The 13,298-nt window shown below is 39.1% G+C and carries 12 protein-coding genes; all 12 read left to right on the top strand.

Annotated features, from left to right (window positions below; all coding sequences use genetic code 11):
- The first annotated feature begins 615 nt into the window (after window positions 1-615).
- Window positions 616-942 carry a transcription termination factor Rho gene (locus dnm_RS21715; protein ID WP_207678991.1) on the top strand — a complete coding sequence of 109 codons (327 nt, stop codon included), beginning with the start codon at window positions 616-618 and terminating at the stop codon, window positions 940-942.
- 162 nt (window positions 943-1,104) lie between these two features.
- The gene (locus tag dnm_RS21710; protein ID WP_207678990.1) at window positions 1,105-1,704 is read left to right on the top strand and encodes a 5' nucleotidase, NT5C type; all 600 of its coding nucleotides are present in this window, start codon (window positions 1,105-1,107) and stop codon (window positions 1,702-1,704) included.
- Window positions 1,705-1,809: 105 nt separating this feature from the next.
- Entirely contained in the window at window positions 1,810-2,352 is a 543-nt protein-coding gene (gene hslV, locus dnm_RS21705) for an ATP-dependent protease subunit HslV (RefSeq protein ID WP_276571822.1), read from the top strand.
- Window positions 2,353-2,589: 237 nt separating this feature from the next.
- Window positions 2,590-3,966, top strand: coding sequence for an ATP-dependent protease ATPase subunit HslU (gene hslU, locus dnm_RS21700; RefSeq protein ID WP_207678989.1), 1,377 nt, complete (start codon window positions 2,590-2,592; stop codon window positions 3,964-3,966).
- Between the two features lie 93 nt (window positions 3,967-4,059).
- Complete coding sequence (argB, locus tag dnm_RS21695) at window positions 4,060-4,929, top strand: acetylglutamate kinase (protein ID WP_207678988.1); 870 nt, start codon at window positions 4,060-4,062, stop codon at window positions 4,927-4,929.
- The gene (locus dnm_RS21690) at window positions 4,926-6,116 is read left to right on the top strand and encodes an acetylornithine transaminase (protein ID WP_207678987.1); all 1,191 of its coding nucleotides are present in this window, start codon (window positions 4,926-4,928) and stop codon (window positions 6,114-6,116) included. Before argB ends, dnm_RS21690 begins: the two co-directional genes overlap by 4 nt.
- Window positions 6,117-6,196: 80 nt before the next feature.
- Window positions 6,197-7,444: an AAA family ATPase gene (locus dnm_RS21685; RefSeq protein ID WP_207678986.1), complete on the top strand. Its 1,248-nt coding sequence runs from the start codon at window positions 6,197-6,199 to the stop codon at window positions 7,442-7,444.
- Window positions 7,434-7,640: a hypothetical protein gene (locus dnm_RS21680; protein ID WP_207678985.1), complete on the top strand. Its 207-nt coding sequence runs from the start codon at window positions 7,434-7,436 to the stop codon at window positions 7,638-7,640. The genes dnm_RS21685 and dnm_RS21680 overlap by 11 nt, the downstream gene beginning before the upstream one ends.
- Entirely contained in the window at window positions 7,633-8,157 is a 525-nt protein-coding gene (locus tag dnm_RS21675; RefSeq protein WP_207678984.1) for a hypothetical protein, read from the top strand. The genes dnm_RS21680 and dnm_RS21675 overlap by 8 nt, the downstream gene beginning before the upstream one ends.
- Before the next feature lie 160 nt (window positions 8,158-8,317).
- Window positions 8,318-9,133, top strand: coding sequence for a class I SAM-dependent methyltransferase (locus dnm_RS21670; RefSeq protein ID WP_207678983.1), 816 nt, complete (start codon window positions 8,318-8,320; stop codon window positions 9,131-9,133).
- A 323-nt stretch (window positions 9,134-9,456) separates the two neighbouring features.
- Window positions 9,457-9,957, top strand: a complete 501-nt coding sequence (locus dnm_RS21665) for a hypothetical protein (protein ID WP_207678982.1) — start codon at window positions 9,457-9,459, stop codon at window positions 9,955-9,957.
- Between the two features lie 2 nt (window positions 9,958-9,959).
- Window positions 9,960-12,890 carry a tyrosine-protein kinase family protein gene (locus dnm_RS21660; protein WP_207678981.1) on the top strand — a complete coding sequence of 977 codons (2,931 nt, stop codon included), beginning with the start codon at window positions 9,960-9,962 and terminating at the stop codon, window positions 12,888-12,890.
- Window positions 12,891-13,298 lie beyond the last annotated feature (408 nt).

Genomic DNA, 13,298 nt, shown 5'->3' with positions numbered 1-13,298 from the left:
ATTTTATAAATTTCACCTAAATTTCCGCCTCCGTCGGACAGGGTTTTCTCTGCCGGACGGGATTTGCAACCCCGTCCGCAACATTTCGTATGTATAAAACATTCTGAATATGGTTGCAAACCTCATCTGACGATAATCCGGCAATAATTATATTTTGGGAGTCTGTTAAAAATTGACCAACCTTTGAAAATACTTCTAAAATATAATTTAGCGTTCTGTTTGTCTTTAATAACCGAATTTTTTTTAAAATGGTCGTATCTTAGCCCGGTTCTTTTAGCTTATTGGATAATATATTGATATGTAATATGTTAATCAAATCAGGTTTAAAAGTCAGGCTGGTCTGACTCGATAAAATATCAACTAACTATTGACATGACAAAAAAAAATAGTTTATAAATACTTTTTATATTATAAAAATATTGGTTTTTGTGGTATAATTTTCAGTTTTTAAAAAATTCGATATGTTAAAGTAAAAAAGTTGCGCATATCGTTTTTCAGACAAATATTTCAGTATGCAGACACGATGAAATTTAATTTCTCAAAATAAATCTGCAAACGGGAATATAAGCTCTGTTTGCGCTTTTAAAAATTTTAAAGAAAGGAAATTTATAAAATATGGGTGGCAAAAAAAAAGCAGTCAAGGAAAAACCTCTGGAGAAAATGACGGCCAAAGAATTAAGGGATACAGCCATGGAAACACCTGAGATTACAGGTGTTCACGGAATGAATAAAGCGGAACTGATTCAGGCCATCAAAAAAGTCAGAGGTATCGAAGATGACACGAGTAAGAAGGCAGACTCCTCAGTCCGGGATATAAAGAAAAAAATCAGGAGCCTGAAAACAAAGCGGGAAGACGCACTCAAAGCAAGTGATGAAAAAATGGCAACGATTTACAGACGCCGCATCAGCAGACTCAAGAAACAGACACGAAAAGCAGCATAAAGTTGTGATTGGTGATTGGGAATTGGTGATTGGGGATTGGGAATTAGTGATTGGGGATTGATTTTCTGACTGATGAATCACAAATTACAAATCACAAACCACGAATCACAAATCACAAACCGCAAATCACAAATCACAAATCACAATTTTACAAATTTACAAATGACAAATAATAAAATAGATACTGCATCCATTGCTTTTGATATTGACGGTGTGTTTGCTGACACCATGACATTGTTCCTTGATATTGCACGGGACGAATATGACCTGAAAAATTTTCAGTATAGCGATATTACCTCTTATAGCTTGGAAGAATGTCTCAAAATTGACAGAGAAGTTGTAGAATCCATTATAACTAAGCTGCTGGATGGAAACCACACATCACCCTTAAAACCGATTGAGGGATCCCCCGAGGTTTTAACCAGACTTGGCCGGAAGCAGATAGAACAGGGTCATATTCCTGCTGTTCTCTTTGTAACTGCCCGGCCATATCTGGGGCCTATTTACGACTGGATACTGAATTTTCTGCCTTTTGATTCCTCTTATATAGAAGTGGTTGCAACAGGCTCTTATGAAGGTAAGACGGATGTTCTTTTAGAGAAGGGGATTTCTCATTTTGTAGAAGACAAGCTTGAAACCTGTTTTCTTCTCAAGGAGGCAGGCATCACTCCTGTCCTTTTCAAACAACCATGGAACAGGCAAAATCATCCCTTTGCAGAGGTAAGTAACTGGAAGGAACTTGAGTCTCTGATTGCATTCTGAAACTGGAAACTTGAAATTTAAAACTCGAAACTTGAAACTTGAAATTCGGGTTTCGGGTTTTGAGTTTTGAGTTTTAAATTTCTAACTTCTAATTTTTAATCAATTATGAATATTCACGGAACAACAATACTTGCCGTAAGGCATAAAGGTCTGTTGGTAGTTGCTGGTGACGGTCAGGTTACCATGAATGATCATGTCATAAAACACAGCGCCAGAAAAGTCAGAAGAATTTACAATGACAAGATCATCGTTGGTTTTGCCGGTGTCACTGCTGATGCCATGAACCTTTCCGAACGTTTGGAAACAAAACTGAATCGTTACAACGGAAACCTGGAACGTTCTGCTGTTGAGCTGGCCAAGGACTGGCGAACCGACAAATACCTGCGCCGTCTGGAGGCAATCATGATCGCCGCGGATGAATCCCGGATGTTTCTCATTTCAGGAAACGGAGATGTGATTGAACCTGATGAGGGAATTATCGGTATCGGATCAGGGGGAATCGCTGCCCGGGCCGCGGCCGCGGCTCTTATAACATATTCGGATCTGGATACAAAGGCAATTGTGGAGGGGGCTATGAAAATAGCAGGCTCCATATGTATCTATACAAATGATGCTTTAACCATAGAGGAATTGAAAATCGAAAAATGAAAATCAGAACTATTCGGAATCGTTCATTCAGCCTGAAAGCAGTTCACGTCTTAAAGGAGTGCTGAAATGAAATTTTAGCACTGCCGGCGGACAGAGGTGCTAAAATTTCATTTCAGCACTCCGCTAAAATTTCATTTCAGCACTCCGCTAAAATTTCATTTCAGCACTCCTTTGAGTTGTTCATTCGGAAAATGAGGGATGCCAAATATTCTATATTCAATTTTCAATAATTAAATTATGAGTAATCTGAAACCATCAGAAATTGTTAAGGAACTTGATAAATACATTATCGGGCAGGACAAGGCAAAGCGTTCAGTTGCCATTGCCCTGAGAAACCGGTGGCGCAGGCAGCAGGTTTCCGAAGAACTCCGGGATGAAATCGCGCCCAAGAATATTATTCTTATCGGGCCCACAGGCGTGGGAAAGACTGAAATTGCGAGGCGGCTGTCCAAACTTACGGACTCGCCCTTTACCAAAGTCGAGGCATCCAAATTTACCGAAGTGGGATATGTGGGCAGAGATGTTGAGTCCATGGTAAGAGATATTCTGGAACTGACAGTAAATATGCTTAAAGCCAGGGAACAGGAGGCTGTGCAGGAAAAAGCAATACAAATTGCAGAAGAACGGATGCTTGACCTTTTGCTTCCGAAACCAAAAGCCCGGGAAATGCAGAATGAAGACACGGGGGAAATGCACTTTGAGATTGTAAGTGACAGCAGCGGGGACAAACCCTCATCTTCCACAAGGGAAAAGCTTCGCACCATGCTTCGTAAAGGAAAGCTTGATGAACGATATGTTGATCTTGACATTTCAGACCGGAGCATGCCCATGGTGGAAATTTTTTCCAATGTGGGGATGGAGGAGATGGGCATTAATTTTAAAGATATGTTCAGTAACATTATGCCCAAAAATACAAAAAGACGAAAGATCAAAGTCGCTGAAGCCATGGAAATTCTGGTGCAGGAGGAAGCTCAGAACCTCGTGGATATGGATAAGGTGATTATCCAGGCCATTGAGAAAGTTGAACAGTCCGGGATCATCTTTCTTGACGAAATTGATAAGATCGCAGGCGGTGACGGCGGACACGGCCCTGATGTGTCCAGGGAAGGCGTTCAGAGAGATTTGCTTCCGATTGTGGAAGGTTCGACAGTGACAACCAAGTACGGATCCGTTAAAACAGATCATATCCTTTTTATTGCATCAGGCGCGTTTCACATGGTCAAACCCTCGGATCTCATTCCCGAACTTCAGGGACGGTTTCCCATACGGGTGGAACTCAATTCACTCGGAAGCAAGGAATTTGTAAGAATTCTGACCGAACCGAAAAATGCTCTGCTGCTTCAGTATAAGGAGCTTTTAAAAACAGAGGGTATTGACATTGTTTTTAAAGATGATGCAATTACCGAAATCGCAAAAGATGCGGAAGAAGTAAACAATCTGACAGAAAACATAGGCGCACGCAGACTGCATACCCTGATGGAATGCCTGCTTGAAGACATTCTTTTTGACGCTCCGGATATGAAGGAAGAAAAGATCATTATTGACAAGAAGTATGTGGAGGATAAATTAAAAGATATCAAGAGTAACGAAGACCTTAGCAGATATATCCTTTAATTGGCATCCGGAAGTTTTATCAATTATCAATTTTCAATTTTCAATTTTCAATTTTCAATTTTCAATTTTCAATTTTCAATTTTCAATTTTCCCATGAACATAGCAGACATACTCATAGAAGCCCTGCCTTACATCCGTCGTTTTTATGGCATGACCATCGTAATCAAATACGGAGGGCATGCCATGGTTGATGAACAGTTAAAGGAAGATTTTGCCCGCGATATTACTTTAATGAAGTTCATCGGATTGAATCCGGTGGTTGTACACGGCGGCGGGCCTCAGATCAATTTGGTTTTGGACAGAATGGGCATATCCTCCAAATTTGTCAGAGGGATGCGCCTTACAGATGAGCCGACCATGGATGTGGTGGAAATGGTTCTCGGAGGCAAAGTGAACAAAGGTATTGTGGCTCAGATTAATCAGCAGGGAGGAAAAGCCGTGGGCCTGAGCGGCAAGGACGGCGGGCTTATCCTTGCGAAAAAGCTCCGTATTGTTTTTCAGGAGGATAACAACAAACCGCCTGAGATTATTGATCCGGGGCTGGTGGGAGAAGTCACAAAAATAAATCCTGATATTATCAATACGCTGACAGAACAGGGGTTTATTCCGATTATCGCACCTGTAGGAGCGGGAGATTCCGGCGAAACATACAATATTAACGCGGACCTTGTGGCAAGCAAGGTTGCCATGGCTCTTTCCGCAGGGCGTCTTATCCTTCTTACAGATGTGGATGGCGTGCTTGATGATTCTGACAATCTTATTTCATCCATTGGCGCGGATACCATCAAAAAAATGATTGATGAGAAAAGCATTTCAGGCGGCATGATTCCGAAAATCGAGTATGCGTTGGAGGCATTGCAGAATGGTGTGGGAAAGGCCCAGATCATTAATGGAAAAAAGCGTCATGCCTTGCTTCTGGAACTTTTTACAGACAAAGGTATCGGAACGGAGATCACAATATGAGCAATGAGATAATCGCCAAGGCGGACAGTGTTATTACGGCGACCTATAAACGGCCCCCTGTTGTTATTGCAAAAGGCAAAGGATGCACGCTCTGGGATACAGAGGGGCGTGCTTATACGGATTTTGTCGCGGGAATCGCGGTATGCAATCTCGGTCATGCCCATCCCCGGGTTTCAAAGGCCCTTTCAGACCAAGCTGAGACACTTTTTCATGTATCAAATCTTTATTATACGATTCCCCAGACAGAGCTGGCGTCTTGGCTTGCTGAGAACAGTTTTGCGGACAGGGTGTTTTTCTGTAACAGCGGGGCTGAGGCAAACGAGGCCGCAATAAAAATCGCCCGAAAATATTTCAGGGACAAGGGAGAAGAAGATCGCTATAAAATCATCACCATGGAAAAATCCTTTCACGGGCGAACCATGGCAACGCTTTCCGCCACGGGTCAGGATAAGATCAGAAAAGGGTTTGATCCGGTGCTTCAGGGATTTGATTTTGTCCCGTTTAATGATATTGACGCGTTGAGCGAAAAAATTAAGTCCTCAGCCTGTTGTGCGGTTTTATTGGAACCGATTCAGGGAGAGGGCGGGGTGCGCTGTCCTGATCCCGAATATCTTAAAAAGGTAAGGCAGATTTGTGATGAAACTGGCACGCTTCTTATTTTTGATGAAATACAAACAGGAATCGGACGTACAGGAACGCTTTTTGCTTATGAGCATTTCGGAATTGAGCCGGATATCATGACCTTGGCAAAAGCCCTTGCCAACGGATTACCCATCGGTGCCATGCTGACCAAAGAACGTATTGCAGAGGCATTCGGCCCGGGTGCGCACGCGTCAACATTCGGAGGAACGCCGGTTGTCACTGCCGCGTCCCTTGAAACGCTTAAAACACTTTCCGAGGAAAACATCACAGATCATTGCCGGGACATGGGAGCGTATTTTAAAGACAGGCTTTTGTGGCTGAAAGACCGGCATGATATTATTGAGGATGTTCGCGGAATCGGGTTGCTCCTGGGGATGAAACTGAAGATAAAGGGAGGACGTTTTGTAACGACCTGTATGGAAAAGGGATTTCTGATCAACTGCATTCAGGAAAATATTCTGCGTTTTATTCCCCCGCTGATCATTGAAAAAGAAGAGATAGATTCCCTTGTGGCATGTCTGGATGAGGTGCTGGGTGACGAGTAGATGAGAAAGAAACTAAGTTTTTGTTCAAAAAACTTAGTTTCTCAGATGGTGTATTTTTACAGTAAAACAGCCTGAACATTATGTTTAAGAAATTCAGATTAAAAAATTACAGAACACATACAGACACAACATTAGAGCTTAAAGATATTACACTGATCATAGGCTCTAATAATTCGGGTAAAAGCAATTTGCTTTCTGGGCTGAATTACTTCTCAATGCTTGTCAGCAAGGCATTTCCAGGATCAGAGAAAAGCAAAATGCTAGGAAAGCATAATTTTTTTCCTCATAAGCACAGTTTAAGTGATTCCAATACGCCTATATCTTTCTACTGTGAATGGGAAAGAGATAATAATAACACAGCGTATGAATTACAGATATATTGTCTGAATGAGAGAAGCGGTGACATAGGCTGTAAAGAAAAGATCGTCATTTCAAGTAACGGCTCGGAGAAAAAAATCACTCATGGGCATTCCGAAAAGTCTCAGAAAATGCTTCTGAGGACAAAATTAGAAACTGAGGCTCTGACGTATGATGAAAAAAAATTGACAGATACTTTTTTTCGTTCCTTGGCATTTCTATATTATTATCATTTTCAGCCCGCTTTTTTGAAAGGACAGGCTTTTCCTGTGATACAGGGCAAACCCGCTGAAAAGAAAAATTTTTCTGAACTATTCGTTAATTCCAAAAAAAGTCTGAACATCGCAAATGAAATTGGAAGAGAGGGGGCTCATTTCCAAGAATTAGTTAAATATGTCAAAGAATATGATGAAGTAAGCTATGGCAGATTTTTGGGCTATTTAAAGCGATTTGTGAAATCTTTCAATGGAATAATCATAGATAAAGGTGTCACCAAGTGGCAATTTGATATGGGAACTTCAGAATTTCCATACTTCGAACCTGATAAAGTGTCGGACGGACTCATTAAAGCTGGCGCTGTCGCACTGTTATGTGCAATGAAAATACCGCCTGCGATGATTATGATTGAAGAACTCGAAAACGGAATCAACCAGAAAAATCTGTCTGAGTTTCTAAGCTGGTTAACTCATACGTCTGAAAATGGGATAAGGACACAATTTATACTCACTTCACACAGTCCCTCTGTTATTCGTGAATTTTCTGACCGGTTGGATGCTGTTTACAATATACACCTCAGACAAAGAGACTACAAAAGTATAGCCACGAACCTGAATGACGCTATTAAACCGCTGGTGAATATGGGAACAATTGAGGAAGAAGGTGTCTTGGAAAGAGACGGAAAAGAAGTCATACAAGTAAAACCTTATGAACTGACAGAACTATTTTATAGCGGTATATTAGGTGAAATCTGAAAGCGCAAAGAGATTGGAACATAATCCTGAAAAGAAGCATATCGCTATCATAAGAGATGGTTACAGCGATTATTGCGTGATCAGACAATTTGTTGCTTCAATTTTCGAACATCACCGTTTATCAGATATGAAAGAGTATAACTTCTTTGATTTGGAGTCATTAAATATCAGTGAGGCGATGGCGAGATATGGGTAGTCCTGCAAAGGTAGTGATGAATCCCGTTCACTCCCCCGATTATCGGGACACTGAATCCCATTCATCACTACTTGTGCAGGACTACCAAAATTTTGCTCATGATTTAAATTGTAAATTGAATGATTCTGATATGATAGGAAAAATTTTTTGGAGCAATTTTAACTCAGGAAAAATTTTTAAAAATTGGGAAAATTGGTACGATAACTTATTAAATAAATTAAATAATAAGAAGTATTATGATCGTCTTGTATCGGGAATAGCTACCGCACCGGTACCCGATGTTTGGAATGATCCCCTATCTTCTCGCGAATTTGAAGATTCATGTTTAGAGTCAATTATATACTCTTGGTCTAAAAAAAAGAGTTCCAATAAAATCGCTCAGGCCATGGGACGGAACCTTAATTTAAATGTTATAGATAGAAATATTATTGAAAAAAACCAGTTAAGGAAAAAAATTGAAGAATGGTTGGAGATTTCACAGGACAAAAAAATTTTCATATTTTCGGATAACCTTTAATTTTTGATAATAAAATTTTTCCAGTTAATTGATTTTATTTATAATTTCCAGAAAATAATTTCAGTGCGGTGGGTTGCGCTTCGCTCCACCCACCCTACGTTCTCGGTATCATTGGTTGATTGGTTGAAAACCCCATTAGTCGAAATCTTGGAGAGAACAAGTGAACAACAACAAATCCATGACGGAAAGACAAAAGCGTGAGATAGAGTATCATCGAGAGCATGCCGAGTTACATAAAGATATTCTTGAAAAGCCATTTAATTTTGATGTTGTAACGAACAAAAGCAGGAGATGGTGGAATGCTTATTGGGATATGTACACATATTTGCTCAGTAAGGATATTAAAGGAAAAAATGTACTTGTAGTGGGTTGTGGTTTTGGCAGTGATGCACTCCGTTTGTCTAAAGCCGGTGCGAATGTAAAGGCTTTTGATCTTTCGCCCGAGTCCCTTTTCATTGCAAAAAAATTGAGTGACAAGGAAGGATTGAATATTGAGTACCGAGAAATGTCTGCGGAAAAAATTAATTACGAGAATAATTATTTCGACATCGTCCTTGCAAGGGATATTTTACATCACGTTGATATACCTGAATCCATCAGTGAAATAATCAGAGTCTCAAAACCAGGGGCAATTTTTTGTTTTAATGAAATTTACAGTCACTCAATTGCTGATCGTATTCGACATTCCAATTTTGTTGAAAACTGGCTATATCCCAAAATGGTCAATTTTGTGTATGATGGAAAAAAGCCATATATAACAATGGATGAACGAAAGTTAACCGAAAAAGACGTAGATGATATTGTTGCCATAGTAAAACCAGAAATAATAAAATATTTTAGTTTTATTATTACAAGAATATTGCCGGATAAATATTTGACCTTAGGAAAGATAGACAGAATTTTGTTAACTATATTGTCCCCGATTTCTTATATCTTAGGTGGCAGGGTATTAGTGACTGGCGAGCTTAAGAAGTAGAAAATGCCTGACAATCGTTTTCACAGAAACAAAATAAAGTTATGCCTGTTCCTCTGTCAGCATCCCCTAAATCCGTTATAATCAGAAAAAAAGATATATAAAAAACCTGAGGAATTTGAAAATTTTTTCACTAAACACTGAAGGCTCGAAAACTCGGATATCTGTCCTCTGTTTTTAACATATTAAAAATTCATTGTTTCGTTTACAGCGTCAGGCGTAAAAAATTTGATCGTTGAGTTATAACGCCTTTTTGGGAAAGGATTAACGTAATATTAAGTCCTGTCCGTTTCAGAGGTATCTCTCCCGCCAAATCCGGAATGAACATGGTATATAAAGATTACTTGAAAGCGGCTCGCAAACATGAAATTACCTGTGAGATTATCGCTGAAAAATTAAATGAGGAAAAGCAGCGGAAAGACAAAAAACATCGCGGACATGTGGTGAAAAGTCTTACATTAACCTTATATTATCTCTCGGGCTATATTATTGAGTGTATGGTAAAGTATGCGATATATGATTTGAATGGTTATGGAAGTAAGGATGATGTCAAAGACCTGAATGAAAAAGGGCTGACATATCATACTCATATCAGATTTCATCCATTTAAAAGATATACGGAACATCTGAACAACCTCATGTCCGGCACCATCCCGCTGATTAATGATGAAAAAAATATTCCAGAAGAAACAGTCAGAATTTATAAAGAATGGGATGCAACTATAAGATATTCATATGAAATGAAATATGACGAAATTCATTATATAAGATTTTACGAATACGCAAAAGAAATTTTTAAAATCATAAAAGACAACACAAAAGGTTAAATATGCTGATAATTTTTGAAGCAATAAGAAGAATAGCCAAAAAATTGGAACAGCTGAAAGAAAAAGGCAAAATTCGTGATTTCAGATTGATATTAAAGTTGAATATGACTGCCAATCTTTTTGTTGTGACTAATCGTTTAACTGGCGATGAAATTGAATCCGTCATAAAAGATGAAAAAATTGAAACAGACCTTGAAAAAATCACTGAGGAAGATTTTCTTTCAGATGACTATTATACGTCTTTGTTTGATAATACGAAACCGCTTGACCTGGGGCTGAGGAGAACTCTGTCCAATATTATTAATTATAATGAGGAGTTCCGCAGAAAAATTCCATCTTGCCCCATTGTGTTATTTTACAGCTACAAAGGCGGTGTTGGCAGAACCACCGCATTGGTTTTGTTTGCCTCTTATTATGCAGTGCATCATGGCAAAAAGGTGTTTATTCTTGACTGCGACTTTGAAGCCCCCGGTATGCTGAATTTTTTCGGATTTGAGAATGAGGGAATATCAAAAAATGGTATTGTTGAATATATAAAGGACAAAGAAGCATTTTCCGATATAACATTGTCCAATGAGTATGTTTTTGAAGTTTCCAAAAATTACTCCGGAAATGGTGAAATTTATATACTGCCGGCAGGAAACATAATGAATGAGACAGACAGAGATGATTATCTTGAAGCGCTGGCCCGTCTTGATATTCACAGTACCCGTGTCATCGGTGATCAGCTTGAAAATGTCATGGCAGATATTAACAGCACCTATCATCCGGATGTCATATTGATAGATTCCAAAACAGGGTTCAATGATATTTTCGGTATCATCGGAAACCGGTTGGCGGATATCGTTGTCGGTTTTTTGGGAAACAATACACAAAACAAACCCGGATTACATTTTTTTCTTGATACGCTTCTGAGAAAAAAACGTAATGTGGGATTACTCTTTGTAAACTCTATTATTTCAACATCCTTTAACAGAAGAATGGACTCCTTTCGCGAAGAAATAGATACTTATATTCAGAACAATTTGGGAAATGAGTTGGACAGCTTGCCTGCACTTCCTGTTTTCGGACTTTCAAGAAACAATTTTTTAGAAGATATCGGAACCTCATATGAAGATACTGATGATTTTATCGCTCTGATCGAACAAAACAGATTGGGAGGCGGTTATGATGCGCTGTTTCAGAAATTAGGGCAGCAGGTTGACGATCTGACAGGTTTTAATGAATATCAGACAGATGACTCACTGGAAAAAGGAAAAGATGCTGAGACGGCGTTGAGGGCTTCGGAAAGAGGAATTGATAGCGGCCAGAAAGGTAGCCAGGTTGCAGATGGTCAGATTGACGATAATCATCAGGAGACAGAGAAGAAAGATTATCAGGAACAGCTTCCGGAGAGTTCAAAAAGTCCGGGCCGACTGCAAAAAGATATCTTAGACAAGATATATGACAATTACCCCGAACCTTATGCGGAATCAGTTAAATTCAATGATGATTTTATTGTTGTTCGGTTTTACTTCAGAAAATGTATGGAAGATATATTTAACCATCGCATATTTCTCTTATTGGGAAGTAAGGGAACCGGTAAAACAGCATTTTATAAGGCTTTAAAAGAAGATGTATTTTTAAAAAAACTGGCAGCCAAAGCAGGTAAAAATCATCTTAACTATAAAGTTGCTGATATCATCTCACTGGCAGATGCCCCTGTTGAGCAAAAAATCAAATTTTTTGACATATCAAATTTTAATCAGAGCGAAATTGCTGATACAGAATTTTTTTATAAGAGATTTTGGGTGGTTTATATCTGGAATGCAGTGATGCTGGATTCGTCTGTCACAGGCTTCTCATCTGAGCTTGAAGTGAAAGAAATATTAAATGATGCTGCAACTGCCGACCGTTTTCATCAATATATCTCAGATAAGAATATGTTTAAGCAGGTTGAAAATGAATTAAATCAGCTTGACAATTTTTTGGCAGAAACAGATGCTTATCTGATGATAATTTTTGATCAGCTGGATCAGGTCGTAAAACCCAAACTCTGGTCAGATGCGATCTCGCCGCTGATCAAATATTGTCAGACACACAGTTTCAGAAGAATTTTTCCCAAACTTTTTGTCAGAAAAGACTTGTTCGACAAATTGGGAAATCTGACAAATAAGATGGCTTTGGAAAAGCTTGCAGTGACTTTGGAATGGACAACAGATGAGTTATATTCATTTTTCTTCAAAACTGTTTTTGCCAATGCCAAAACGGATTTTTTTGAATATGCAAAAAAATGTGAGGTTGTTAAGACGCAACTATCTGATATTGAAAAATATTTAAACAGAGATAATAGCGACAATCAGCTTCCTGCAAAAAGACATATTCTCAAACCCTTTGTTGAGATATTTTTTGGGAAGTATGCAGACATGCAGGGAAGTTCCCGATTTGGAGAAATGTATGACTGGATGTATAAGAATTTGGCAAATGCGGATCGCACAATAAGTCTTCGCCCTTTCCTGGATATGATTAAATATGCCATTGAAAAAAAACGGGAAAACCCAAGCTGGGCCAAAGGAGAGTTTCCAATTCTCTCTCCAAAATATATTGCCAATATGGATGTCAGAGTAAAAGCTGTTGAAAGACATTTCTACGATTTGGCAAATGAAGAGGGAAACGAAATTCTCAGAATTATTTTTGATGATATCCGAGATGGAAAAGTTCCTGAACATCTGAGAATCTCGCCGTTACTTCAGGAAGATTTCGAAAGCCTTCTGCAAGCGGTTATTCAACAGCATGAGGCGCTAAAAAATGTCAGTGTTTCTGAGATTGAGGAGATATTAAAATTAAATGGCATTGTATTTGTCACTTATCCGAGAGGGGTGAAAAGATACACGTTTGCCTTTCTGTACAAATATTTTTTGGGATTGCGCGGCCCTCAGAGGAAGCGATTTTAAAAGCAGTATGGCAAAGTACAATGGTCTCGGATTGTTCGACCGATAATTTATTATAGTCTCCCGAGAGTATCTGCATGCGGATGCCCAATGTTGATTGGAGTGACTGGGGTCGGGGTGATTAGTCGGCTGATTAGGGTCAGGCTGTGACAAGTATCATATATCAAAGGAATTATGATCTGATTTTTGCCTTAAAACAGGGCGATAACCATTTTTTTTGGGGTGAAAAAGAGCAATATGGAAATAAACGCTCATAAAAAAGCCGGGTTTTTTGCCCCCGGTTATGAAAATGTTTTCAGATAAAAAACCCGGCTTTTCAAAATGTATTTTCACGGTAAAGAAGGAAAAATATATTGTTTGAAAAGGCACGTTTCAGCGACATGCCTTGTAAAGATTGACTGTTACTGAATG

The organism is Desulfonema magnum, assembly GCF_017377395.1.
In the GTDB taxonomy this organism is placed as follows: Bacteria; Desulfobacterota; Desulfobacteria; order Desulfobacterales; family 4be13; genus Desulfonema_C; species Desulfonema_C magnum.
The sequence above is the reverse complement of the archived record's forward strand: the minus strand, read 5'-3'. Positions and strand labels throughout refer to the sequence as shown.

What these genes read in the sequence shown, in the direction of transcription:
- hslV (WP_276571822.1), top strand. Translation starts at nt 1,810, where the DNA reads ATGAATATTCACGGAACAACAATACTTGCCGTAAGGCATAAAGGTCTG.
- argB (WP_207678988.1), top strand. Translation starts at nt 4,060, where the DNA reads ATGAACATAGCAGACATACTCATAGAAGCCCTGCCTTACATCCGTCGT.
- dnm_RS21685 (WP_207678986.1), top strand. Translation starts at nt 6,197, where the DNA reads ATGTTTAAGAAATTCAGATTAAAAAATTACAGAACACATACAGACACA.
- dnm_RS21675 (WP_207678984.1), top strand. Translation starts at nt 7,633, where the DNA reads ATGGGTAGTCCTGCAAAGGTAGTGATGAATCCCGTTCACTCCCCCGAT.
- dnm_RS21665 (WP_207678982.1), top strand. Translation starts at nt 9,457, where the DNA reads ATGGTATATAAAGATTACTTGAAAGCGGCTCGCAAACATGAAATTACC.
- dnm_RS21690 (WP_207678987.1), top strand. Translation starts at nt 4,926, where the DNA reads ATGAGCAATGAGATAATCGCCAAGGCGGACAGTGTTATTACGGCGACC.
- dnm_RS21715 (WP_207678991.1), top strand. Translation starts at nt 616, where the DNA reads ATGGGTGGCAAAAAAAAAGCAGTCAAGGAAAAACCTCTGGAGAAAATG.
- dnm_RS21660 (WP_207678981.1), top strand. Translation starts at nt 9,960, where the DNA reads ATGCTGATAATTTTTGAAGCAATAAGAAGAATAGCCAAAAAATTGGAA.
- dnm_RS21710 (WP_207678990.1), top strand. Translation starts at nt 1,105, where the DNA reads ATGACAAATAATAAAATAGATACTGCATCCATTGCTTTTGATATTGAC.
- hslU (WP_207678989.1), top strand. Translation starts at nt 2,590, where the DNA reads ATGAGTAATCTGAAACCATCAGAAATTGTTAAGGAACTTGATAAATAC.